Annotated in this window: 23 protein-coding genes; 15 read left to right on the plus strand and 8 right to left on the minus strand. The window is 44.5% G+C overall.

The window, feature by feature from the left end; translation table 11 throughout:
* The gene (locus QE357_RS17805; RefSeq protein WP_309710304.1) at positions 1-771 is read right to left on the minus strand and encodes a class I SAM-dependent methyltransferase; all 771 of its coding nucleotides are present in this window, start codon (positions 769-771) and stop codon (positions 1-3) included.
* 84 nt (positions 772-855) lie between these two features.
* Positions 856-1242, minus strand: coding sequence for a Co2+/Mg2+ efflux protein ApaG (apaG, locus tag QE357_RS17810; RefSeq protein ID WP_106637324.1), 387 nt, complete (start codon positions 1240-1242; stop codon positions 856-858).
* Between the two features lie 174 nt (positions 1243-1416).
* Here apaG and QE357_RS17815 point away from each other — a divergent pair, with 174 nt between their 5' ends.
* Entirely contained in the window at positions 1417-2082 is a 666-nt protein-coding gene (locus QE357_RS17815) for a uracil-DNA glycosylase (RefSeq protein ID WP_307141216.1), read from the plus strand.
* A 543-nt stretch (positions 2083-2625) separates the two neighbouring features.
* On the opposite strand, the gene QE357_RS17820 is transcribed toward QE357_RS17815, so the two are convergent.
* Both QE357_RS17820 and QE357_RS17825 read right to left on the minus strand, forming a co-directional pair.
* Entirely contained in the window at positions 2626-2997 is a 372-nt protein-coding gene (locus QE357_RS17820; RefSeq protein ID WP_106637322.1) for a cyclic nucleotide-binding domain-containing protein, read from the minus strand.
* Positions 2998-3163: 166 nt separating this feature from the next.
* Complete coding sequence (locus tag QE357_RS17825; RefSeq protein WP_106637321.1) at positions 3164-3871, minus strand: Crp/Fnr family transcriptional regulator; 708 nt, start codon at positions 3869-3871, stop codon at positions 3164-3166.
* A 312-nt stretch (positions 3872-4183) separates the two neighbouring features.
* On the opposite strand from QE357_RS17825, the gene QE357_RS17830 reads away from it, so the two are divergent.
* The gene (locus QE357_RS17830) at positions 4184-6592 is read left to right on the plus strand and encodes a heavy metal translocating P-type ATPase metal-binding domain-containing protein (RefSeq protein ID WP_309710311.1); all 2409 of its coding nucleotides are present in this window, start codon (positions 4184-4186) and stop codon (positions 6590-6592) included.
* Positions 6593-6618: 26 nt separating this feature from the next.
* Positions 6619-7365, plus strand: a complete 747-nt coding sequence (locus QE357_RS17835; RefSeq protein WP_307141218.1) for an acyl-CoA desaturase — start codon at positions 6619-6621, stop codon at positions 7363-7365.
* A gap of 548 nt (positions 7366-7913) precedes the next feature.
* Here the strand turns inward: QE357_RS17835 and QE357_RS17840 are convergent.
* Positions 7914-8138, minus strand: coding sequence for a hypothetical protein (locus tag QE357_RS17840; protein ID WP_106637319.1), 225 nt, complete (start codon positions 8136-8138; stop codon positions 7914-7916).
* 135 nt (positions 8139-8273) lie between these two features.
* Between QE357_RS17840 and QE357_RS17845 the strand changes: the two genes are divergently transcribed.
* The 9 genes from QE357_RS17845 to QE357_RS17885 all read left to right on the plus strand — a co-directional run bounded on the left by QE357_RS17845 (position 8274) and on the right by QE357_RS17885 (position 16271).
* A complete protein-coding gene (locus QE357_RS17845; RefSeq protein WP_309710316.1) occupies positions 8274-8687 on the plus strand; it encodes a group III truncated hemoglobin in 414 nt (137 codons plus the stop codon).
* 108 nt (positions 8688-8795) lie between these two features.
* Positions 8796-8939 carry a cbb3-type cytochrome oxidase assembly protein CcoS gene (ccoS, locus tag QE357_RS17850; RefSeq protein ID WP_106637317.1) on the plus strand — a complete coding sequence of 48 codons (144 nt, stop codon included), beginning with the start codon at positions 8796-8798 and terminating at the stop codon, positions 8937-8939.
* 26 nt (positions 8940-8965) lie between these two features.
* Positions 8966-11128, plus strand: coding sequence for a cytochrome-c oxidase, cbb3-type subunit I (ccoN, locus tag QE357_RS17855; RefSeq protein WP_309710319.1), 2163 nt, complete (start codon positions 8966-8968; stop codon positions 11126-11128).
* 95 nt (positions 11129-11223) lie between these two features.
* A complete protein-coding gene (locus tag QE357_RS17860; RefSeq protein WP_157830376.1) occupies positions 11224-11379 on the plus strand; it encodes a hypothetical protein in 156 nt (51 codons plus the stop codon).
* Between the two features lie 71 nt (positions 11380-11450).
* Positions 11451-12239 carry a cbb3-type cytochrome c oxidase N-terminal domain-containing protein gene (locus tag QE357_RS17865; RefSeq protein WP_106637315.1) on the plus strand — a complete coding sequence of 263 codons (789 nt, stop codon included), beginning with the start codon at positions 11451-11453 and terminating at the stop codon, positions 12237-12239.
* Positions 12240-12242: 3 nt separating this feature from the next.
* Positions 12243-13622 (plus strand): cytochrome c oxidase accessory protein CcoG, encoded by a 1380-nt coding sequence (ccoG, locus tag QE357_RS17870; RefSeq protein ID WP_309710324.1) that lies wholly within the window; start codon positions 12243-12245, stop codon positions 13620-13622.
* 106 nt (positions 13623-13728) lie between these two features.
* A complete protein-coding gene (locus QE357_RS17875) occupies positions 13729-14154 on the plus strand; it encodes a FixH family protein (RefSeq protein WP_106637313.1) in 426 nt (141 codons plus the stop codon).
* Positions 14155-14713: 559 nt separating this feature from the next.
* Positions 14714-15385, plus strand: a complete 672-nt coding sequence (locus QE357_RS17880; protein WP_309710330.1) for a sulfite exporter TauE/SafE family protein — start codon at positions 14714-14716, stop codon at positions 15383-15385.
* A gap of 52 nt (positions 15386-15437) precedes the next feature.
* Positions 15438-16271: a maleylpyruvate isomerase N-terminal domain-containing protein gene (locus tag QE357_RS17885; protein WP_106637785.1), complete on the plus strand. Its 834-nt coding sequence runs from the start codon at positions 15438-15440 to the stop codon at positions 16269-16271.
* 57 nt (positions 16272-16328) lie between these two features.
* Here the strand turns inward: QE357_RS17885 and QE357_RS17890 are convergent, their stop codons facing one another.
* The 3 genes from QE357_RS17890 to QE357_RS17900 all read right to left on the minus strand — a co-directional run bounded on the left by QE357_RS17890 (position 16329) and on the right by QE357_RS17900 (position 20177).
* Positions 16329-17939: a hypothetical protein gene (locus tag QE357_RS17890; RefSeq protein WP_309710333.1), complete on the minus strand. Its 1611-nt coding sequence runs from the start codon at positions 17937-17939 to the stop codon at positions 16329-16331.
* Positions 17940-18109: 170 nt separating this feature from the next.
* The gene (locus QE357_RS17895) at positions 18110-18487 is read right to left on the minus strand and encodes a hypothetical protein (protein ID WP_309710337.1); all 378 of its coding nucleotides are present in this window, start codon (positions 18485-18487) and stop codon (positions 18110-18112) included.
* Between the two features lie 124 nt (positions 18488-18611).
* The gene (locus tag QE357_RS17900; protein ID WP_309710341.1) at positions 18612-20177 is read right to left on the minus strand and encodes an NFACT RNA binding domain-containing protein; all 1566 of its coding nucleotides are present in this window, start codon (positions 20175-20177) and stop codon (positions 18612-18614) included.
* A 59-nt stretch (positions 20178-20236) separates the two neighbouring features.
* On the opposite strand from QE357_RS17900, the gene QE357_RS17905 reads away from it, so the two are divergent.
* The 3 genes from QE357_RS17905 to QE357_RS17915 all read left to right on the plus strand — a co-directional run bounded on the left by QE357_RS17905 (position 20237) and on the right by QE357_RS17915 (position 23699).
* On the plus strand, positions 20237-20893 hold the full coding sequence (locus tag QE357_RS17905; RefSeq protein WP_309710346.1) for an ATP-binding cassette domain-containing protein: 657 nt from the start codon (positions 20237-20239) through the stop codon (positions 20891-20893).
* 15 nt (positions 20894-20908) lie between these two features.
* Positions 20909-21991 (plus strand): hypothetical protein, encoded by a 1083-nt coding sequence (locus QE357_RS17910; RefSeq protein WP_309710349.1) that lies wholly within the window; start codon positions 20909-20911, stop codon positions 21989-21991.
* Positions 21992-22595: 604 nt separating this feature from the next.
* Positions 22596-23699, plus strand: a complete 1104-nt coding sequence (locus tag QE357_RS17915) for a P1 family peptidase (RefSeq protein ID WP_309710352.1) — start codon at positions 22596-22598, stop codon at positions 23697-23699.
* Positions 23700-23725 lie beyond the last annotated feature (26 nt).

Below are 23725 nucleotides of genomic sequence, written 5' to 3' on the forward strand. Positions count from 1 at the left end.
CTAAAATCGAAGTACGAAGTGTTGTTTAGGCTGTTTATTGCCAAAAAAGACTAAGCCCACGAAGAACAAATCGATTGTTACCGTCACGCTTGGATGAGCCTGGATTTCGATCCAGGCTTTTTCCATTTCTGGTGACCAGTGGATATCATCAAAGACAAAAACGCTGTCCTGATGAGCTTTCTTCAGGCATTGCAGAAAGTATCGAACCGTAGGTTCATAGCGATGGTTGGCATCGAAGAAGGCAAAATCAATTTGCGAAACCTGTTGTGTTTGAGTAACCAAAGTTTCATCGAGATTCCCTATTACTAATTCAACCTTTGAAGCCTGAAGTTTTTGAAGGTTTTTAGCCGCCACCTGAGCCGTCTGCGGACAGCCTTCAAAGCTATAAATCTGAGCTTCAGGAGCAGCTTTGGCCTCGTAAAGTGTAGTAATACCCAGTGAAGTGCCCAGGTCAAAGAGAACCGTAGGCTGAAAATACTGAATCAGGCGATACAGCAACTGGGAAAATTTGGGCGTCTTCTGAGCGTTTCTTGCAATGGTGGAAACCTTCCGAAGCGGAGTATTACTTAGTCGGGAACCCGCTCCGTAATCGACGACTTCAATCTCCAGTATACTACTTTTCATCTCCGAACGAATAGCCTCAATTTCCTGAAAAACCGACTTATCTACCGAGTTACGAATAACTTTGGTGTATAGTTCGAAAACAAACGGAGAGTGAATCGAATGCTCGTTTTTCGCAGAAAACAGGTAACGCAGGAAAGCAGTAATCAAAATACATTCGCCCGTAAAGATTAACCTGAGTTAACCTTTTTGAAGCCGTTAAAATGAGTAACAAAAAGAAAATAGCTCTAAAGCTTAGTTGAGCTTGTAAGGAACAATGAGCAGGAATTCAGGAATCTGGACGGAAAACTCGCGACCATCGTACGTACGCTCCATCAAATAGCTACCGGCCATTTTACCCATGGTGGTTTGCAGGTTGCTTCCCGAAACGTATTCATGAATTTCACCCGGCTCCAGCACAGGCTGTTGCCCGATAACGCCTTCCCCTTCTACTTCGCGAATAGTGCCGTTGGAGTCATAAATGAACCAATGCCGACGACGAAGACGAATGGTGTGATCCGACTGATTTTCAATGCGTACGCGATACGTGAATACAAAATGCTGCAAGGAAGCATTTGAATGGTCGGAAATAAACTCCGTAATCACACTAACTTTGACGCCTTCTGTAATAGCCGTTACCATAATCGTTTCGTAGTTTGCCGAATGGATTCTTACTTACTAAACAATCGAAATTAACCATCATCCCGATACGGGGCAAATCCTGGAATTGATTTTTATGAATTCTTAATAAAATATCTACGGGAAAAGCTCTATTCAGGTCGTTAATGATCCCTGTTATTCTTAATTTTTTACCTTATGAACGTTCAAATCGCCGAATCCTGGAAGACCTATCTACAGCCGGAGTTCGAAAAACCTTATTTTCAGACGCTCGTAGAATTTATAAAGCAAGAATACGCCACCAAGCAGGTTTACCCACCGGGCAAGTTAATTTTTAATGCGTTCAATCACTGCTCATTTGAAAATACGAAAGTAGTTATTCTCGGCCAAGACCCTTACCACGGCCCTAATCAAGCTAATGGATTGGCCTTTTCGGTGAATGATGGCGTTCGTACACCGCCTTCGCTGGTTAATATTTTCAAGGAAATTAAAGACGATCTGGGTAAGCCCATTCCACATTCGGGTAATCTTGAACGTTGGGCAGATCAGGGGGTATTACTTCTTAACGCGACCTTAACCGTTCGAGCGGGAGAAGCAGGTTCACATCAGGGAAAAGGCTGGGAAACCTTCACTGATGCGGTTATACGTATCTTATCGGAGCAGAAAGAAAATCTGGTTTTCCTGCTTTGGGGAGCTTATGCTCAAAAGAAAGGAGCCGTTATCAATCCCGAAAATCACCTGGTCTTGAAGTCCAAGCACCCCTCTCCTATGTCAGCCAATTATGGAGGCTGGTTTGGTAATAAACACTTTAGCAAAACTAACGATTACCTGCGAAGCAAGGGATTACCGGAAATTAACTGGTAATGGAATAAGGTTGAAGGTTGGTTCTTGACTGTTTAATAAGTTTGAGGCGACGTTTGATACATTAAGCTGCTGACAACGTGCTATAGGGTTCTTTTTACCAGACTACCATTTGGGATAACTTATTGATAGTTAGCATGCCGCTGCCAGCATGACCCGGCCAGCCTTTTCGCTGGTACTACTACTCCCTATAACTAGACACGATCAAACACACTGCTGCCAGCTTTTTCGCTGGCAGCGGTAATTCCTCTAAAATTATTTTACTAGGCTACCTACCATTTGGGGTAACCCAGCGTTAGTTAGCATGCCGCTGCCAGCGTGGCCCGTCCAGCTTTTTTGCTGGTAGCACTACTTCCTATAACTCGACACCATCAAATACATTGCTGCCAGCGAAAAAGCTGGCAGCGGTAATCTTACTACTGTTTTTGGCAATTAACTATACAGTAGATTCATCATTAATTGGATTGAACTCATACTGGCGGCAATACCACTAAAATAACTTCATCAAAGCATTCTCAAACTTTCAAAAGAAACCAAATGATCACGTCATTCAAATTTCTTCCGCATTAACTCCATTTGATCGCACATTTTTATCATGAAATAGCGGCGAGCCATGTCATGTTCCTCGATGAAATGTTCGATTTGCTGTTTATCAAAAACGAGTAAGATTGACTCATCATTCACCTTTACAGAAGACTGATGAGATTCATTTAATAAGGCTTCATGCAGCCCTAAAAAGCAGCGACATCCCTGCAAACGATGGCCCGTCTGAGCTTCTTCATCCAGAATATCTACCGATCCATCTTTCAGATAGAAAACGAACTCTGCGAGTTGTTGTTTTCGGTATAAATATTCTCCTTTGTGAGCATAAAGTTCAGTCCCACGGGCCAACAGTATTTTCTCCGTATCTAGTAGCATAGCTCTTCGTCTGGCTTTTGGGAATCAATTTCACCTGATTCATTAAAAGCTTATTTCTAAGGCGAAGTTGTTGAAAATCTGGCAAGTAAGAAATGATATAAATCAGTCGAAGAATTGAGAATTTCCGAATATTAATAAACAGAAACCCGATTCTTACCTACATCTGTTAATCGTACAATTGACTGATTTTTAATAAGCGATCAGGCTTCACAATGGTAATGGTGCTACCGTGAGAAGTAACGATTCCATCTTCCTTAAATTCAGACAAAAACCGAATAACCGTCTCCTTAGCAGTACCTACAATGGCTGCTAAATCTTCCCGTGAAATGGAAATACTAAAGGGAGCATTTTCTTCTTTTTTCTGATACGTCGAACGCAGTAATAATAAAGCCTCAGCGAGTCGTTCGCGTACGGGTTTCATCGCTAAATGAATCATTCTTTCCTGCGAATCACCGAGTGCTTTAGCTAACATTTTCATCAAATCATTAGCCACTTTTACGTTCGAGTCAATCAGGTTATTAAAATCCGAAGCGGGCAAAAAACAGGCTTGTGTATCGTCTAAAGCCACAGCTGAAGCCGTGTATTTTGCATTTTCAATTAGCGAACGATAGCCTAACGTATCGCCGGGTTTAGCCAGACGAATAATATGTTCTTTACCATCAGAATTCAGGCGGCTGATTTTTACTTTTCCATCGAATACACAGAACAAGCCAAAGGGTCGATTTCCTTCGTGGAAGATAACCTGTCCCTTTTTATACGTATGAAAGCACTTGTTTTCATTCATGCCTTCCAGCTCTTCATGCTGACAGTTTTTGAAAAGTGAAAATTCACGAAAAGCACAACGTTGGCATTCGGGAGCAGCTTGCGATTTCATCAGATTCTAGTGGATCTCGGGCAACGGTTCCGATTGAATCCCATGTTCGAACAACGGGCCGTTACGCTTATTAACAATACGCCGTTCCGTTTAGACTATTCTTCCGGGTTGGCATTACAAAGGTGACAGAAGTTATCAGTTCAAAAAATGATATAAATCACTTTGTGCACTTATTCCTTATCATAGGCCGCCGGGGCAATGAATCGGAGCTTTGATGTCGAATTGGGGGCCTTATCTAAAGAACTACTCGTACCGCAGAAAAATTTCTTTCCAGTGGGTATTTCTTGTTAACGTCAGCCCCTTTCCTGATCCATGCATACAATCCAGGATTCCGTTCTTACCCCGACGCATTGTTACCACTGCGGTAACGAATGCCCTGAAAAGGCCTTCGAGCAGGACGATCATTCGTTCTGTTGTGAAGGATGCCGGACGGTCTATGATCTGCTTTCGCAGAATAATCTATGCCGTTATTATACCCTTGAAGATCAGCAGGTAGGCATTTCGCCTTCTTCCAGTCGATTTGAATTTCTCGACCATGCGGAAGTGAGTCAGTCTTTACTTGATTTTCAGAACGATACCCAGTCTAAAGTTACTTTCTATATCCCCAGCATTCACTGCTCGTCGTGTTTGTACTTACTGGAGCATCTCAATCGGCTGAACCCGGCGGTGCTGAGTAGCCGAGTGGATTTTCTGAAAAAGCAGGTTTCCGTTTCATTTTCGAAAGAGGTAACGCTGCGGCAGTTAGCCGAGTTGTTAACTTCCATTGGTTACGAACCGCTGATTAGCCTTCAGGATGTAGTCAAAGAACAGCAGAATCCTGGCTATCGGAATCTGTTAAGCCGCGTGGGTGTGGCGGGATTCTGTGCGGGGAATATTATGCTTTTCAGTTTCCCGGAATACCTGGGGCTGGAAGATGCCTCCTACAAAATTCTTTTCGGGTGGCTGAGTTTAGTTCTGTCCATTCCAGTAGTGTTTTACTCCGGCTGGGAATACTTCGAGTCCGTTTACAAAAGCCTGCGTGCCGGGCGTTTAAATCTGGATTTTCCGATTCTGCTCGGGATTCTGGTGGCCTGGTTGCGGAGTGTCTACGAAGTTATTTTTCTGCACCAAAATGGATATTTTGACTCCCTTACCGGACTAACTTTCTTTTTATTAGCCGGAAAATGGTTTCAGCAGAAAACCTACTCCTTTTTGTCTTTCGAACGGGATTATAAATCCTATTTTCCTTTAACCGCTACGCTGGCCGAAGCATCTGGTTCGACTCTGGAAGTTATCCCTGTTCAACAGTTACAGAAAGGTAATCGCATTCGCATTCGCCACGGCGAGTTAATTCCCGCCGATGGTTTATTATACCGGGGCTCGGGACTGATTGATTACAGTTTTGTTACTGGAGAAGCCCTACCGGAACCGCATCAGGCGGGTGATCTGGTTTATGCCGGTGGCCGACAAATGGGGGATTCCATTGAAATGGAAGTTCTCAAAAACGTTTCTCAAAGTACACTTACCCAGCTCTGGAATCACGCTTCGTTCTCCAAAAATCAGGATAGCGTGCTGAAAACCTTTGCCGATCAGGTAGGTAATTACTTTACCATCAGCGTGCTGATTCTGGCCTCATTGACAGCAGGGTACTGGTACTTTCATGATCCCTCTAAAGTGCTCAATGCCTTTACGGCGGTATTAATCATTGCCTGTCCCTGTGCGTTGGCCCTTTCTTACCCCTTTGCTCTGGGGCATGGCTTGCGAATGTTAGGCCTCCGCAAATTATACCTGAAAAACGCCGAGGTGATTGAGCAAATGGCTCAGTGCGATACCATTGTTTTTGATAAAACCGGAACATTAACAACTACCGAAGAACAACCCATTCAATTCATCGGACTGGCTTTAAGCCCCGAAGAACGGCGGATGGTGGCTTCGCTGGTTCAGCATTCCAATCACCCCCTGAGTATAAAAATCCAGCATTTTCTCCATGAATCCTACCCTCTTGAGTCCGTCGAAAACTTTGCCTCTTTTACGGGTAAAGGGTTATCAGGAACCATTCAGGGACATGCGATCAAAATAGGTTCCGCATCCTGGGCGGGAGCGAATGTAGCTCCACAGGAAGGCAGTACGGTATTTGTCAGCGTGGATCAAATATGCCGGGGTTATTTTCTCCTGCATACGTCCTACCGCCAGGGACTTGACTCCATGCTGACTCAACTTCGCCCCAGGTATCAGCTTTACCTGCTTTCCGGCGATTCTGATTCCGAAAAAATGGCTTTACAGCAATGGTTTTCCCCAGAGAATATGCGTTTTCGGATGAAACCCGAAGATAAACTGGCCTTTATCGAGCAATTACAAAAAGCAGGAAAACGAGTGATGATGCTGGGCGATGGGCTGAACGATGCCGGAGCCTTGAAACAGGCTCATGTGGGTATTGCTTTAACGGATAACACCCTGCATTTCAGTCCCGCCAGCGACGGTATTCTGGAAGCCAGCCAACTCAGAAATTTACCAAAGATGCTTAAGTTCAGCCGCATGGGACTCTGGGTAATTCGCTTCAGTTTTCTGATTTCACTCATCTATAATTTCATCGGACTGAGTTATGGCCTAACGGGACACCTCGCCCCTATTGTGGCCGCCATTCTTATGCCCGTCAGCTCTGCTACCATGGTTTTTATTGCTACGCTGGGAATGAACCTAGCTAGCCGCCGACACCTGCCTCAACCTTCAGCCTACCTTTAAAACAGCTTTTACTAACTCTTTTTTTCATGTACATCTTTTTGTTTTTCATTGCCCACTGGTATCTATCCCTATTTTCACAAACGTTTTTTCTACATCGCTACGCAGCACACCAGATGTTTACCATGTCGAAGGGATGGGAGCGGTTTTTCTACTTTTTCACCTGGGTAACTCAGGGTTCCAGTTTTTTAAGTCCGTATGCGTATGGGGTTATGCACCGCTTACACCACGCCTTTGCGGATACCGAAAAAGATCCGCACTCCCCCAGTTTTTCGGACAATGCCTTCGACATGATGTGGAAGACCAAAACCATTTATAACCGCATTCTGCACCACAAAGAGAACGTGGACCCTAAGTATTTCAAGAATGTGCCCTACTGGGGTTTCATGGAAAAGATTGGCGATAACTGGATTTCACGGGTTGCCTGGGGAACTGCCTACACCCTATTTTACATCCACTTCGCAACGAGCCCCTGGCAATATCTGTTACTGCCCATTCATTACCTGATGGGTCCCGTTCACGGGGTAATTATTAACTGGTTTGCTCACAAATACGGCTATACCAATTTCAAAGTAAATGATACTGCGAAGAACCTGTTACCCTTCGATTTTCTGATGATGGGAGAATCGTATCACAACAATCACCACAAGCTTGGCGGTCGGGCTAACTTCGGTGTTCGCTGGTTTGAATTTGACCCTACGTTTCCAGTTATTCTGCTACTGAACGCCGTTGGTGTGCTGAAGCTGAAGAAGAACAATGATTTGAATTATATGTAGGTTACCTACCGCTCCCAGCGAAAAAGCTGGCAGCGGTTATAGCCTTCCACAGTCGCTTGGCTTTATCGGAGTAACTGCGAGAGGCAAATCTGTGAGGTAGTAAACATAGTTTACCCCTAACTTGGTCTTTCCCCAAACACCAAACAAACGTAGAGACGCCGATTTATCGCGTCTCAGCCGGGGAAGGAAAATCATTGGGAAGTTATAAATCAACTCTACCCAGACGCGATAAATCGGCGTCTCTACCAGGGAGGGCCAAACGTAGAAATGCCGATTTATCGCGTCTCAGCCGGGGAAGGAAAATCATTAGGAAGTTATAAAATCAACTCTCTACCCAGACGCGATAAATCGGCGTCTCTACTAAGGGGTTTTCCAAACGTAGAAATGCCGATTTATCACGTCTCAGCCGGGGAAAGGGAAATCATTGGGAAGTTATAAATCAATTCTACCCAGACGCGATAAATCGGCGTCTCTACTAAGGCGTTCTTTAAAATGTAGTACGACGCAGTCTCAATAAATGAAAGTTTATCAGGGCGGCACCTAGCCTTTTATTTTCTACGAGGCTGGTAATCTTCGTAAAAACGATCCTCGAAGGTATGGCCACTGGGAACCCCATCTTTCAGAATGCGATAAACCATCCAGCCTACCAAGACCGGAGCCAGTATCCAGAGGGTAACGATGAGAGGCAGGGAAAACCAGCCCATGTTCGCTCCGATGGTGTAAAGGAGTAAATAAAGCGTAGCAAAAAAGACCGGGAAGCGAACGTTTTTCATGGCTGGATTGATTGAATGGTTAATTCAGAATCCTTATACTTGAATTCTGCTTAAATGATTCGCCGCCCGCTTTTCGCGAGTAGCCCCATAACTAACAACTAACTGCCAGCAGAAAAGCTGACAGCGAAAGACGATATGAATCCTCCCTCAAAAAAGATGTACCTTGATAGTTCAGAAGCCGTTCGGCATTTGGTGGATTCTTTCTATGAAAAAGTTCAGAAGGATGAGTTACTGGCTCCCATCTTCACCGACGTTGCTCAGGTAGATTGGGCCAAACACCTACCCAAAATGTACGGTTTCTGGGAAAACCTGCTGTTAGGGAATAACAGTTACCACGGTCACCCCTTTCGTCCGCATTTGATTATTAATCAGAAGCATACCTTAACCATCGAGCATTTTGAACGCTGGTTAACACTCTTTACGGAAACCCTTGCGGAAAATTTTGAGGGCGAAGGGGCGGAAAACGCCCGACAACGAGCCACGCAGATTGCCCTGGTCTGGAACAGTAAGCTCGAATACCTCAATAACGATTCTTATATGGAGAATTAAACTCCATTTCTTACTAGCCTACCCTTCGAAAATCACCCTCCGGGGTGATTTTTGTCATTTTTAAGAGTGTCCTTTCTCCTGACCTTTGAAACTGAAAATCAAAGGTTTATGAAAATCATTTTTCTTCTTATCGGCATTAGTCTTCTGCTGGCTTTAGGCTTTTTGGCTGCCTTCTTCTGGGCCATGAAATCCGGGCAGAATGATGATTTGTATACACCCAGTCTCCGAGCCTTACTCGACGACGAAGCCTGAGTTCACATTAACCATTCCTGTATCCCATGATTTCCTATTCTTCTACTGAAATCGCCCCACCTAAGCTCGAACGCTTCGCGTACGACAACAAGGTCGTTAAAGCCTTTTCCATTGCTACCATCATCTGGGGGTTAATCGGTATGCTGGTCGGTGTGATTGCCGCCACGCAGTTGTTTCAGCCCGCCATGAACATGGATAACCAGTACACCACGTTCGGTCGCATCCGGCCTTTACACACTAATGCCGTGATTTTTGCCTTTGTGGGTAATGCCATTTTCATGGGCGTTTATTACTCTCTGCAACGGCTGCTGAAAGCCCGGATGTTTTCGGATGTATTAAGCTGGATTCACTTCTGGGGCTGGCAGCTCATCATCGTTTCTGCCGTAGCAACGCTGCCTTTGGGGATCACCTCTTCCAAAGAATACGCCGAATTAGAATGGCCCATCGACATTGCCATTACGCTCATCTGGGTGGTTTTTGGCATTAACATGTTCGGAACGATCATCAAACGCCGTGAGCGTCACCTGTACGTGGGAATCTGGTTTTACATCGCCACGTTTATTACCGTAGCCGTTCTGCACGTGGTGAATTCCTTCTCCATTCCGGTTACCTTCCTGAAGAGTTATTCTATGTACGCTGGCGTTCAGGATGCTCTGGTGCAATGGTGGTACGGGCACAACGCGGTGGCGTTCTTCCTGACCACGCCTTATCTGGGGCTGATGTATTATTACCTGCCAAAAATGGCCAACCGACCCGTTTACAGTTATAAACTTTCCATTCTACACTTCTGGTCGCTGATCTTTATTTACATCTGGGCTGGCCCTCACCATCTACTTTATACAAGTTTGCCTGACTGGGCTCAATCCCTGGGAACAGCCTTCTCTATTATGCTCATTGCTCCGTCCTGGGGTGGTATGATTAATGGTCTGCTGACCCTTCGCGGAGCCTGGGATAAAGTACGGGAAGATGCCCGGCTGAAATTCATGGTCGTGGGGGTTACGGCTTACGGGATGGCGACCTTTGAGGGTCCGATGCTTTCGTTGAAAAACGTAAACGCCATTGGCCACTTTACCGACTGGATTGTGGCTCACGTACACGTAGGTGCTCTGGGTTGGAACGGCTTCCTAACCTTTGCCATTCTGTATTACCTGATTCCTAAAATGTGGAAGACGGAAATTTACTCGAAACGGATGATGAACATCCACTTCTGGCTAGGCACACTCGGTATTCTGTTCTACGCCGTTCCGATGTATATCTCAGGCTTTACGCAGGGAATGATGTGGAAAGAATTTACGCCCGAAGGAACGCTCAAGTATCCCGCTTTTCTGGAAACAACGCTGCAATTGTTACCCATGCACATGATGCGTGCCATTGGCGGAGCCATCTATCTGCTTGGGGCTATTCTGATGGCCTATAACCTCTTCAAAACCATGGCTAAAGGCAGCTTCGTAGCTAACGAATCCGCCGAAGCTCCGGCTCTGGAGAAAGCATACGTACCCACAGGGGAAGACACCTACTGGCACCGCGTCTTCGAACGTCGCCCCATGCAGTTATTGGCAGGTTCATTAATCGTTATTCTGATCGGAACGGTGCTGGAATTGATTCCAACCTTTACCGTTGAGTCCAACGTGCAAACCATTGCCTCTGTCCAGCCCTATACGCCACTGGAGCTTCAAGGACGCGATTTATACATCCGCGAAGGTTGCAATAACTGTCACAGCCAGATGGTACGTCCCTTCCGTTCCGAAACCGAACGCTACGGGGAATACTCCAAAGCGGGCGAGTTCGTATATGATCACCCGTTCCTCTGGGGTTCTAAACGTACCGGCCCGGATTTACACCGCGAAGGAGCCAAATACCCTGATTCCTGGCATTACCACCACATGAATGATCCGACGAGTATGTCTCCGGGATCGATCATGCCGGCCTACCCTTGGTTGTTAACCCAAAAGCTGGATAACTCCACTCTGGAGGCCAAACTCAAAGCCATGCAGTCCCTCGGGGTTCCTTATGATGACTACGCCATTTCACAGGCTTCTGCTGACGCCGAACAACAGGCCGAAGCCATCTCGGTACGCCTGAAACAGGAAGGGATCAAAGTTAAATCAGACAAGGAAATTGTCGCCCTGATTGCCTACTTACAACGTCTGGGAACGGACATCAAGAAGGACGAAGCGGCTTTGAAATAAGTTGATGGTTGTTGGTTCGTAGTTGTTAGTTCTCCCGACTATAACCGCAACGGCAGCCGCCAACAACCATCAACCAACAACTAACAACCAAACACATGTTTCGCAACCTCATCACCCAGCTTCAGGGAACCGATTTCTTTATGATTTCGTCGCTCGTCATCTTCGTTGCCTTTTTCGTTACGGTAGGTCTTTTCGTTTTTCTGACCGACCAGAAACACCTACAGGAAATGAGTAAAATGCCTTTGGAATAAATGAGTTTTCAGTTGTCTGTTTTCAGTTTTCAATCGTAAACGGACAACTGTAAACTGCAAACTGACATAAAATGAACTTTGAAATAAAAACGGGCGAAGAGTTACTACTGATGGTATTACTCATTTGCCTGATCTTCGGAGCTTTAGCCTTGCTGTTTTCTACCCTTCACTTATACTTAACGGTAAAAAGTACCTTACCTACGAAGGAAGAAACCAAAGTAGATGTCTACGAAGGCAGTAGCATCTGGAATCGTATTTTCCGGGTACCGCCCTCTTCTACCAACGAACAGTTACTCATGGCCCATGCTCCCGATGGCATTCAGGAATTGGATAACCCAACGCCAGGCTGGTTTATGGGCCTGTTCTATATCACCATTATCTGTGCAATTGGCTATCTGATTACCTACCACGTCATCGGCGACGGCGATGTGATGCATCAGGAATACACCGCCGAAATGGCCGCTGCTGAACAGGCTCACGAAGCGTATCTCAAGAAGTTTGCTAATGCGGTGAATGAATCGAATGTAACGGTACTGAAAGATCCAAAATCCATCGAAGCTGGGAAAAAGCTCTTTGACCAGAACTGTACCGCCTGTCACGGAGCGGCAGCTGAAGGCAAAGTAGGTCCGAATCTGACGGATGCCTACTGGCTACACGGCGGAACGATTAAAGCAGTCTTCAAAACCATTACCGAAGGCGTGCCCGACAAGGGAATGATTTCCTGGAAGAAGCAATTGAACCCCATTCAGATTCAGCAGGTTTCGAGTTATATTTTTTCACTCCAGGGCAGTAAACCCGCCGGAGCTAAGGCACCTCAGGGCGAGGAAGTGAAGCCCGAAGAGGTAGCCCAAAAACAGTAAGTCATGACTACCGCAGATGATCTATTAGAGGACCTCGCCATCACTTCGGGGAAACGTCAGTATCCGCGTTTACCCGAAGGCGGGCGACTCTATCGCTGGAGAGGAATCGTAGCCGGAGTTTTATTGCTCACCCTCTTCGGCTTACCCTGGCTTGAATTTGAAGGGCATCCGCTGTTTCTTTTTAATGTTCTAGAGCGGAAATTCATTTTCTTCGGGGTACCGTTCTGGCCACAGGATTTCCACCTGGTAGCCATCGGCCTGCTTACTTTTATCTTGTTTATTGTGGTTTTTACGGTAGCGTTTGGACGCCTCTGGTGCGGCTGGGCCTGTCCGCAGACGGTTTTCATGGAAATGATCTTCCGGAAAATTGAGAACTGGATTGAAGGCGATTACAAAGCCCAGAAACGACTCCAGGCAGCTACCTGGACGGCTGAGAAAATCAGAAAAAAGGCACTCAAACACGGACTGTTTTTACTGATTGCTTTCGCTATTTCCAATACCTTTCTGGCTTACATCATTGGTAAAGATGAATTGCTTCGTATCCAGACGGATGATCCCGCTAACCACCTCGGCGGCTTGGCTGCGATCCTGATTTTTACGGTACTTTTTTATCTCGTTTTCGCCAAAGTTCGTGAAATGGTATGCGTCGTCATTTGTCCCTATGGACGATTGCAGGGTGTATTACTGGACAAAAAATCAATCGTGGTTGCTTACGATTACGTTCGGGGTGAGCCTCGGGGGAAACTCAAAAAACAGGATACGGCTCCCAAAGGCGATTGTGTGGACTGCTCGCTCTGCGTACAGGTTTGTCCGACGGGCATCGACATTCGAAAAGGTACCCAGCTCGAATGCATCAATTGTACGGCCTGTATTGATGCCTGTGATGGGGTCATGAACAAAATTCAGAAGCCCATCGGACTGATTCGTTATGCCTCCCAGGAAGGTATTGAGCAACATAAAAAATTCCGTTTTGATGGTCGATTACAAGCGTACACCGCTGTATTAGTGGTATTAATCAGCGTACTCAGTTATCTATTAATTAATCGAAAAGACGTCGAAACAACGGTGTTACGGGCTTCTGGGTTAACTTTTCAGCAACAGGACAACGGACAGGTTTCCAATCTCTACACGGTAGAAGTTATTAATAAAACCTTCCGCCCCATCGAACTAAATTTCAAAGTAAAAAATCCTGATTTTCAGTTACAATACGTGGGGCAGGCTCTAAAAACAGTCCGACCAGGCGAGTTAACGAAGGGTTCTTTTTTCTTACTAACACCCGCCAAAAAGATTACCGAAAATAAAACGCCCATCGAAATTGAAGTAACCGCCAACGGTCAGCTCATCGACCAGGTAAAAACCAATTTCATGGGACCAGTAGAATGAGTTTTCAGTTTGCGGTTGTCAGTTTTTAGTTAAATAAAATAACTCACAATCGCCGCCCCAAGTCTAGCAACTGAAAACTGAAAACAAACAACTGAAAACTAAAAAGATGAACTGGGGAAAATCGATCATTCTTGCCTTTGTTGCCTTTGGCAGCTTTATTGGCTTTCTGGTCTATCGCATGGCCAGTACTAAAGTAGATCTGGTGCGGAAAGATTATTACCAGACTGAAATGGCTTATCAACAGCAAATCGACCGGATTCAGAACAACAAATCCGCTCATAATCCTTTCAAAATCAACCACCAGCCTTCCAAGAAGGAAATTCAGTTTTCCATCCCTAAAGGTTTAACGAAGGGCCGGATTCAGTTTTTCCGCCCCTCCGACGCTCAATTGGATTTCAATGTAGCCGTTGAGCCCAACCATACCGAACAAATCGTTTCTACGCGAAAGCTAAAAACGGGTCACTGGCGAATCAAAATCACCTGGACCGATGGACAACAGGAGTATTATACGGAAGAGGAAGTTAGGTTGTAGGTGCTAATCTAACCCCTCATGAGGTTAGATAGGCTTGGATATAATCCGGGGTTCGGTTCGTACAAACTGGGTCATCCGCCGTGGTTGGTGAGGACACCAACCACTAGGCTTTATATGAATGGCTGGTGAAGACACCAGCCATGGCGGGAGAGGAAGTTAGTTTGTAGAGGGTTCTCCAACTCCAAGGGGGGTTAAATAATCCGAGACCCGCCAGGGGGACACATTTTCCGCCGTGGTTGGTGAGGACACCAACCACTTCCTTTACCCTTGGCTGGATACCCCGGATTAGCATCCGGGGCTACTCATATTAAACCCCTCCGGGGTTATCACTTCCATTTCCAAACCTCTTCCCTACCTTTATGGGTTTTCTCTTTTCAAACTGAAAACTGAAAACTGAAAACTGAAAACTGAAAACTGAAAACTGAAAACTGAAAACTCAAAACTGAAAACTCAAAACTGAAAACTCAAAACTCAAAACTCAAAACTGAAAACTGAAAACTCAAAACTCAAAACTCAAAACTCAAAACCGCAGCGGCGGCCGCTCCAAACTCTAAACCCAATGCTAATCGCCTTCGTCACCGGACTTACCGCCAGCCTGCATTGCATAGGCATGTGTGGGCCGCTTTCGCTGGCCTTACCCGTGGGTGGACTTTCAGTTAATCAGTTATGGCTCGCCCGGCTGAGTTACCATCTGGCCCGGTGCCTGAGTTATAGTTTATTGGGAATGGCAGTAGGGTTGTTAGGGGAACGGTTTTCACTTTTTGGCTGGCAACAGCAGATTTCAGTACTGGCCGGCCTGTTAATGATTGCCTTCTTGGTGGGAAATCGCTGGCTGGCTTTTCGCCCGATTCTGCGGCTACAAAAACTATTTGGAAAGGTATTAATCCAGAAAACCTGGTGGTCTTACCCCGCTGCCGGGTTTCTCAACGGCTGGTTACCTTGCGGCTTAGTTTACGTGGCTTTAGCGGGGGCATTAACGGCTAATTCGCCTTTGGAAGGAATGCTTTTTATGACCGTTTACGGTCTCGGCACCTTACCTGCCCTGCTGGCCGTTAGCTGGGTTTGGCGATGGATCAGTCTTCCCATTCGTCAACGACTGAACCGCTGGTTACCCGTCGTTACCTTAACCATTGCTCTGCTTTTTATCTGGCGAGGACTGGGACTAAATCTTCCTTACAGTCCAAAAGTTAGTATATCTGCCTCGCAGCCAGCTCCGGTTTGTCATGAATAGCTTCTCATGAATCAACAATTATGTGCATATTTAGTCCCTTCATTGATGAATTATGAGCACTATTCAAACCACTGATTTCATCCTAAAAATCCGAACGCTCGATCAGATGCTGTTTGATTTGTTACGTTCCCTAAATTCGGAAGAGTGGCAGGCTCAAACCATTGCGAAACGCTGGAAAGTAAAGGATGTAGTTGCTCACTTGCTGGATGGGAATATTCGCATTCTTTCACAACTAAGAGACGGGTATCAGGGCGAAAATCCTTCCATTCATTCCTATCAGGACTTACTAGATTATCTCAATGGCTTAAATGCCGATTGGGTGAAAGCCATGAAGCGGGTAAGCCCGCCCCTATTAATTCTCCTGCACGAATTAACCGGGCCTTTGTATTGTGATTATTATGCTACGCTGGACCCAGAAGCTCCTGCTACTTTTTCAGTAGCCTGGGCCGGAGAAGAAGAGAGTAAAAACTGGATGCACCTCGCTCGGGAATACACTGAAAAGTGGCTACACCAGCAGCAAATCCGGGCAGCCGTTCATAAACCCGGGCTTTTAACAAAAGAATTTTTCTATCCGTTTATCGATACGTTCATGTATGCTTTGCCACACACCTATCGAAGCATTCAGGCAGAAAATGGGACGACCATTCAACTTACCATTACCAGCGAGATAGGGGGTTCCTGGTACGTCGTTCGGGAAAATAATGCGTGGATATTAAAGAAAGAATATATCGGTAATCCTACAAGTGAAGTAAGTCTTTCCCCGGAAACGGCCTGGCCTTTGTTTTCAAAAAGTATTAGGCCTCAGGAAATTATGCATCAGGTTATGATAAGGGGAGATCAGAAACTTGGAAGAGTAGCGTTGGAAATGGTTTCGGTGATGGCCTAGTAATTTAGGGAACTTATATTCAAAAAATTCCCTAAATTACTAAAACTAAAGTATAATTTAAAGTAAATTTTCTAGTCCAACAACATTAGCATTAAATATTTTTGATATATATACTGATTTACCTCCATTATTAGGCTGGATTTTAAATGAAACTCGTACTTTAACATTTGCAGCCATCCGCCTTCCATTTCTCCCTATAATACGAAAGGTATTACTCCCTGAATCATACCATTCATCTTGAACAAAAGGAGTATTGGTATTTTCCTGTTTCCCTTCTGTTCTAGTAATCAATGTGACGGGGGAAGTAGAAGTTGGTGATACACTTATACCATTAAATGTTTTTAGCCATACAATACTTTTTTGGATTTCAGAAATAGTTATATCATTGGCAACTTCTGGATTAATATCTACGTTAAAGGTAGATGGATTAAATGAATAAGTTATACCATCACTTCCGTATGCAGACACATTAATAACAGGTGTTGTTGAAATATTAAAAACGCCCAATGGTTTATCATAGTAAGGTACTAATCCAGGGTTATTAGAGTTTCTTATAGTACCAGGAACAAAGAAATGTTGATTATACAACAGGAATTCTGATTCCGCTGTACCTTGTACTTTTAATTTTGCATTCATTTTTAAATGCACATTTTCAGTATTTTCAGCAGGAGATGCTATTAAAGAATTGAAAAACTTTGATATTGGAGAGGTAATTATGTTTAGCCCCCCTGTCGCTAATGTGTTAGCTGCATTTTCCACCGAAGACTTAAACCCGTCTGTAATCGCACTTCCTAATATTTTCAATATACCATCTTTAGCTGAACTTTTTCTTGATCCGGTTCTAACATTTCCGATAACATTAGAAATAGAGTTATCATTTGAGGTAAACAGAGTATTAATTAACGAAGATCCTTCTTTACCCGATATTTCTATTGTACCATCTATAGAACCGTCTAAGGATCCTGTTAATGAAATCTTCTGTTGTCCAATAGCTCTCGCTTCTAAATCCATTCCGACGCTCATTTCATTTACACTTGTAATAGTTGGATCATAAGCAATTTCATAGTCAAAACTATACCAACTGTTATTCAGTGCTCCTGTATTTATACTAGATGGATTAATATTAGATAAAATAGTAAATGGTCTATCTGATTTAATATCCTTTGCTGATGCAAATTGCTCTGAAAAGTTCAACAGTCCAGAGTTTAAAACTCCATCACTACCAAAACGCAGTTTACCTAAAACGTAATTTGAATAACTAGGAGGATTGTCTTTATTATAAAAAAACACTCTGACTATACCTCTCCATTTATTATACAATATAAAAAATAGTTTATTGTCTATAAACTGATTAGGATCTAGAGTACTATATAGCAAAACCCATCCATCTTGCTGAAGCCGGTCAGTAGCTTCATAAAACGAAAATACAGAACTTCCCCCTGATGACCAAGGAGTCCTAACTGCTCTAGTTGTGCCAATATCATCTTTGTAATAAAAAAAATCTGCATTTTCCCAAGCAATATAACTAGTATTCTGTCGTCCTCCTCTAGCAAGATAATCAGGCTTTCTAGCTGGTAAGTTAGGCTTTATTTCTAATTGCTTTGAACAACTGAAAAACAAAAAAAGAAATAAAATAAAAAAAGATGTAAATTTAAATTTTCTCATCATTATAAAACTTTAGATAAAGTAGATGGTTAATTATGCTAATATAACGATACATATTATTCTGTCACAAAACAGAATAATATTTTATTTAAATAAAATATAAAAAATCTATTTTACACTAATTAATAGCATTGTTTTTAATAAAAAATACCATATTTATTAACTTTTATTAGTTATATATCAAACAAAACCTCTCCCATTCCATCCTTCTCATACGAAGCGATCGGATGATATTTTTCTTCAAAGTCTTTTTCTTTTGGATTCAGTTCTTTAGGTACCATACTACCTGCTTTGAAGAAATAGACTTTCGTAGTTCCGTATTTAGTATGCGGCATAAAATCGCCGTATTTTTTCATTTCTCCCCATAACGTATCTTCCACCGTTACGGCATAGATGCGGGTAATAGGTCCGGTATTGTTTTCATTGCGATACAGGGCTACTTCCTGAAAATTACCTTTTAAATCCTGAATGCCGGGTTGAGAAGTGGCATTATAAACCATGTAGGCCATCAACAAAAAGATGGCTCCTATGAATAGATATTTAACTTTCATTTTCTTTGTTTTCAGTGGTCAGTTTTCCGTTTTCAGTTAAGAATAGAGCTCCTACGCATGCAGTAAGAGACGCGATGAATCGACGTCTCTACTTTTTTCTAACAACGAACAACCATCAACTAAGCTAAGCTTTCGGTTCTACCATCACTACTTCCTCCTTTTCTACAATGACCTGACCTTCCTGTAAGTCGCGGGTTTTGCGGACGAATTTTTTCGGGGTAACAATAACTGGACACAAACTGTCATTGCGACGTTTGGAATAATAAGCCGCTAGCTGAGCCGCTCGTTCAATGACTGGATTGGGGAATCGTTTACCGGCCTGATGGCGAATAATAACGTGCGAACCCGTGACATCGCGGGCGTGCAGCCAGAGGTCTTCTTTACGGGTATATCGCTGCGTAAGCAGGTCATTGTTTTTGGCATTCTTTCCCACAAAAATTTCGAAACCCTGATACTCATAGCGTTTGAACAAGGTAGCCGCCGAAACATCGGGCTTCTCCATTTTGTCCAGCCCACTGGTTTTTAGGTATTTTCGCAGCTCCTTTAACGTTTCCAGCGACTCCACTTTTTCGATTTGGGCATCGTATTCATCCATTTCGCCTTCCCGAACTTCCAGAGCTTCCATCAGGTGTTCTATCTCAATTTTCTCGTTTTTAGCCTTTCGGTAATACGACTCGGCATTTTTCTGAGGCGTCAAATCGGGCTTTAAACGAATCGTGACGGGCTGATCGCGGTAGAAATCGTGTAACTCAATACTTTCGGATCGTTCGGGAATCTGGTGCAGATTTGCCATCAGAATATGTCCGATCTCCTCGTGCTTGATGGCTTTTTCCATCTCGTCGAGTTTCTCGTAGACCGAATCAATGTATAACTGGGTTTTCTGCTTACGTTTTTGCAGTAATCGAACAATCTGTCCCTTCTCCCGGTCAAAAACATTGATTCTCGAATAAGCATAATAGAAGCCATTGGCTGCCTCAATCGGATCGGTAAAGGTCTTTTCGGCCTCGTCGGGAATGAGCGTCAACACGGGCTGGTATTCCACCGTCTTGATGTAATACTGCGGATTTTCCAGGTAGGCCCTTACCTGCTCTACCAAGGCCCATTTTTCGTCAATGGGTAACGAACGGTAGTGATGCCGATCCAGCCAGGACGTTACATCTTTACCAAACGTTGGGAATAACTTCCGCCAGTCGCCATTAGCCCGATCAAAGGCTTCCCGACTCTGGTCTAAAGGTCGGTCCAGCGTCTGGATATCTAGGTTTTCGTCGGAAACGAGTTTATTATGAAAGAGATCAACGACCTGCGTACCCTGAATTAATACCAGGTTGGAACGGTTGCCAAAGAGCTTAAAAACCAAATGGTAATCATCCGCAAATTCAATTGAAAAGGCCCGTTCATTGAGAAACTGACGAACGCCAAGCACTTGCTTATCCAGTAATTCCGAGAAAAGATCCACCGTATTTCGGCCTGCTCTTCTGAAATCATCGGGGAAGCTTAAAGCTACGAAATCAGGGCGAATGGTAGCCCGGATGTAAAAATCACGCTTTTTTCGCCACTGCTTTTCCTCAGGACAAAACCCGATGACTAGCTCGTCTTTTTCCTGCGAAAAACACTCCGCCAAAACTAGGCCTTTCAACTGATTTTCCAGTTCGCTGGACAGTTGGCGAAGGAAGTAATAATTGCTTTGCATGATACAAAAGTACAAACGGCTCGTCCGTATACCGGAAAGGTTTTGGAAAGCTTTGCCAAATGTCTTTTTTTGTAGGTATGCTACACGTCAAAAATTACCGAAAAGCGTATCACGGTCGCACCATTCTGGAAGTTCCCGAACTGCAACTTCAACCCGGCATTCACTGGATTCGGGGTGTGAACGGAGCCGGAAAGAGTACTTTTTTTCGGTCGGTAGCAGGGATGTTGCCTTTCGAGGGTGAAATCTGGCTAGATGATACCTGGGAAGTAAAGCGTGATCCCGTTGCGTTTCGATTACGGGTGAATTACGCCGAAGCCGAGCCGCTCTACCCGGAATATTTATCTGCTTTTGATCTGATTTCTTTTGTCGCCAAAGCCAAGAAAGCTCCGGCAGGACAAGTGGACGCGTTAGTAGAAACGCTGGAAATAGCTTCGTTCTGGAAACAGCCCGTTGGAACTTATTCTTCGGGAATGCTCAAAAAAACGTCTTTAATTTTGGGTTTTCTGGGCAATCCAACGCTCATTATGCTTGACGAACCTCTCATTACGATTGATGATCGGGCGGTGGCCAATGTATGTCAGCTCATTGATCAGTACCATCAGAATGGGGTTCAGTTTCTACTTTCCTCCCATCAGGATTTCAGGTTAACCGACCTAAAAATGGACTCTTCTTACATCATCCGTAACCAAACGCTGGAGGAAATTCACCTCGGCTAAAGCCTCGCCTATTCCTTGAAAACGGTCCTCTATCGAACGCTGGTAACGGAGTTTTACCGTCAAAATACGGGTTTCTTTCTGGTTATTGTAATGCTAGGCTTCGGAATCATTCGCTCGGATGATCACGTCGCGGTGTTTCAGTATGCCATGACTTCGCCTTCTATTTTACTTTATTACTTTGCCGCTTGGACGTTATATGCCCTTAAAATAATTGGGTTTGTCCGGCAACAGTTTCGTCATCCAGCCTATCGGTTTCTGCATCATTTTCGATTAATTTCCACCCCTCAGCGGGTGATTAGCTGGTTAACCATTACCATCAGCTTATTACTACCCATTCTGGCGTATGCTTTCTGGATGAGTTTGTATGCCATTCAAAATCAGCAGTGGATGGCTATTATCAGCCTTATTCTCTTTTTTGCTGCCATCAGCCTACTTGCGTTACTAATCTTCGAACGAACCCTTCGGCAAAGTGATACGGAAGCAAAGGTTCGAACTTTTGCCCAGAACTGGCCGCTGCCCTATCCGCTGTTTTTCATTCAGTTTTTATTACGGAAACATGCTATCTTGGTACTGGTCACTAAATTCTTCTCGGGGGCCCTGCTCCTAGGCGTCTGCCTGCTTTACCCTACGGATGATTACGATGAACGGTTACTGGCCATTGGCTTACTACTGGGCAGCCTGATTCACCTCGGACTTACCACCGAACATTATACGTTCGAGCACGAGTATTTGCTCTTCGTCCGAAATTTACCTTTATCCTTTGGGAAGCGTTTTACGGCTCATGCCCTGCAAATGCTGTTGATTTTCATCCCGGAAATCATACTCCTGTTTCGCTATTTACCCGACACGGTCTCTTTTCTTTTTGTGGGGAAAGCCTTCGTGTTTATCAGTGGTATTCAAATAGCGGCTTTGCATCGGGTGTATCAGCATGACAAAAGTCTGGAAAAACTAAGTGCGTATGGTTTGTGGGGCTTTATCGTCGGTTTACTGCTTATTATGTTTCATGTAGATCTAGCCATTTTAGGTGGTTTCCTCTGGGTCTATGCGGCATGGATCAATGCGTATAAGTATTATCAATCGGAATTTCAGTTTGATTAGATGTTGAGAAGTGAGCTTATTCTATTTTTCGGATTTGCAATTCAGCACAGCTGCTAGCCGCATTTCTGTAGAGATGGTTAGTGTTACTTTAGGGATTATAAATCCGAAAGAGCGTAGTCTAATGGTAGAAACGCGACTTTATCACGTCTGGCTCTCCCTACCCTAGCTGGTGTCCTCACCAGTCATTTGTACGCAAACCGTGTTTGGTGAAACACTAACAACGGCGTAGAAAGGAATACAGAGGTAACCCAAAACCGTCTCTTACCCAGACGCGATGAAGTCGCGTCTCTACCTGAAATGATCGCCTGTTATTTTCCGCCCTGGTTGGTGTCCTCACCAACCTCTATGCTTTTAGTAAGGGCTGGTGAAGACACCAGTCAGGGGGAGGGTCCATCTATAGGGAACCCCGGATTTTCATCCGGGTCCATCCAGACCGGGACTATTCATATTAAACCCCTCCGGGGTTAGGGTTCCCTTTTCAAACATCTCCCTTATCTTTATGGGTTTTCTCTTTTCAAACTGAAAACTGAAAACTGAAAACTGAAAACTGAAAACTGAAAACTGAAAACTGAAAACTGAAAACTGAAAACTCTAAACCCTCCCAATGAAACACCTTTTTTTTCTTCTCATGATCAGTTCTTCCATTCTTCAGGCCCAAACCCGCTTTCGCGAGGATACTGGACTCCCCATTGGAATTTTAAAAACGGGTGCAACCAATGCCATTACGGATGTCGCCGGGTTAAAAGTTGGACACGTCACCTTAAGCCAGGGGACGGATGTTCGTACGGGAGTGACGGCCATTGTTCCGACGGAAGGTAACCTGTTTCAACAGAAAATTCCGGCGGCTGTTTTTGTGGCCAATGGTTTCGGAAAAATGGCGGGGATCAGTCAGGTAAATGAGTTAGGAAATCTGGAAACACCCGTTGTATTAACGAATACACTTTCCGTCGCAGCGGGCATGCAGGGGATTATCAATTACACGTTAGCCCAACCGGGTAATGAGAACGTTCGCTCGGTTAATGCCGTGGTGGGTGAAACCAATGATAGTTACCTCAATGATATTACGGGCTTTCACGTTAAACCCGAACACGTGCTGGAAGCCATTCAAAAGGCAAAAACGGGGTCAGTTGCTGAAGGAAACGTAGGAGCCGGCACGGGTACCATCTGTTTTGGATGGAAAGGGGGTATCGGTACGAGCTCCCGCGTGATTCCTAAAAAATCGGGTGGTTATACCGTAGGTGTACTGGTGCAAACCAATTTTGGCGGTGTGCTGGAAATCAAAGGCAAACCCATTGGAAAAGCTTTGGGTAAATACTTTCTGAGCGATCAGCTAAACGACCCCGCCGATGGTTCCTGCATGATTATTGTAGCTACAGATGCTCCCCTTACCCATCGAAATCTGGAGCGACTGGCTAAACGGGCCTGGTCGGCGTTGGCAAAAGTAGGCGGTATTGCGAGTAATGGTTCAGGAGAATACGTGCTGGCTTTTTCTACGAATGAAAAGGTTCGTATTCCACACGAAACCAAAGGAATTACCCAAACCCTCGAAGAAGTCAATAATGACTCTATGTCGGCTCTTTTTTTAGCTTCAATTGAAGCAACGGAAGAAGCCATTCTAAATTCGCTCTGGGCTGCCCGAACGACCCAAGGGAAGAATGGGACCATTGAAGAGTTACCCAGGGAGAAGGTAAAGACTTTACTGAAATAAAGTAACCGCTGGCAGCCTGAGTTATT

It is taken from the genome of Siphonobacter sp. SORGH_AS_0500, assembly GCF_031453245.1.
Lineage (GTDB): Bacteria > Bacteroidota > Bacteroidia > Cytophagales > Spirosomataceae > Siphonobacter.

What these genes read in the sequence shown, in the direction of transcription:
- apaG (WP_106637324.1), bottom strand. Translation starts at nt 1,242, where the DNA reads ATGGTAACGGCTATTACAGAAGGCGTCAAAGTTAGTGTGATTACGGAG.
- QE357_RS17815 (WP_307141216.1), top strand. Translation starts at nt 1,417, where the DNA reads ATGAACGTTCAAATCGCCGAATCCTGGAAGACCTATCTACAGCCGGAG.
- QE357_RS17820 (WP_106637322.1), bottom strand. Translation starts at nt 2,997, where the DNA reads ATGCTACTAGATACGGAGAAAATACTGTTGGCCCGTGGGACTGAACTT.
- QE357_RS17825 (WP_106637321.1), bottom strand. Translation starts at nt 3,871, where the DNA reads ATGAAATCGCAAGCTGCTCCCGAATGCCAACGTTGTGCTTTTCGTGAA.
- QE357_RS17830 (WP_309710311.1), top strand. Translation starts at nt 4,184, where the DNA reads ATGCATACAATCCAGGATTCCGTTCTTACCCCGACGCATTGTTACCAC.
- QE357_RS17835 (WP_307141218.1), top strand. Translation starts at nt 6,619, where the DNA reads ATGTACATCTTTTTGTTTTTCATTGCCCACTGGTATCTATCCCTATTT.
- QE357_RS17840 (WP_106637319.1), bottom strand. Translation starts at nt 8,138, where the DNA reads ATGAAAAACGTTCGCTTCCCGGTCTTTTTTGCTACGCTTTATTTACTC.
- QE357_RS17845 (WP_309710316.1), top strand. Translation starts at nt 8,274, where the DNA reads ATGAATCCTCCCTCAAAAAAGATGTACCTTGATAGTTCAGAAGCCGTT.
- ccoS (WP_106637317.1), top strand. Translation starts at nt 8,796, where the DNA reads ATGAAAATCATTTTTCTTCTTATCGGCATTAGTCTTCTGCTGGCTTTA.
- ccoN (WP_309710319.1), top strand. Translation starts at nt 8,966, where the DNA reads ATGATTTCCTATTCTTCTACTGAAATCGCCCCACCTAAGCTCGAACGC.
- QE357_RS17860 (WP_157830376.1), top strand. Translation starts at nt 11,224, where the DNA reads ATGTTTCGCAACCTCATCACCCAGCTTCAGGGAACCGATTTCTTTATG.
- QE357_RS17865 (WP_106637315.1), top strand. Translation starts at nt 11,451, where the DNA reads ATGAACTTTGAAATAAAAACGGGCGAAGAGTTACTACTGATGGTATTA.
- ccoG (WP_309710324.1), top strand. Translation starts at nt 12,243, where the DNA reads ATGACTACCGCAGATGATCTATTAGAGGACCTCGCCATCACTTCGGGG.
- QE357_RS17875 (WP_106637313.1), top strand. Translation starts at nt 13,729, where the DNA reads ATGAACTGGGGAAAATCGATCATTCTTGCCTTTGTTGCCTTTGGCAGC.
- QE357_RS17880 (WP_309710330.1), top strand. Translation starts at nt 14,714, where the DNA reads ATGCTAATCGCCTTCGTCACCGGACTTACCGCCAGCCTGCATTGCATA.
- QE357_RS17885 (WP_106637785.1), top strand. Translation starts at nt 15,438, where the DNA reads ATGAGCACTATTCAAACCACTGATTTCATCCTAAAAATCCGAACGCTC.
- QE357_RS17890 (WP_309710333.1), bottom strand. Translation starts at nt 17,939, where the DNA reads ATGATGAGAAAATTTAAATTTACATCTTTTTTTATTTTATTTCTTTTT.
- QE357_RS17895 (WP_309710337.1), bottom strand. Translation starts at nt 18,487, where the DNA reads ATGAAAGTTAAATATCTATTCATAGGAGCCATCTTTTTGTTGATGGCC.
- QE357_RS17900 (WP_309710341.1), bottom strand. Translation starts at nt 20,177, where the DNA reads ATGCAAAGCAATTATTACTTCCTTCGCCAACTGTCCAGCGAACTGGAA.
- QE357_RS17905 (WP_309710346.1), top strand. Translation starts at nt 20,237, where the DNA reads ATGTCTTTTTTTGTAGGTATGCTACACGTCAAAAATTACCGAAAAGCG.
- QE357_RS17915 (WP_309710352.1), top strand. Translation starts at nt 22,596, where the DNA reads ATGAAACACCTTTTTTTTCTTCTCATGATCAGTTCTTCCATTCTTCAG.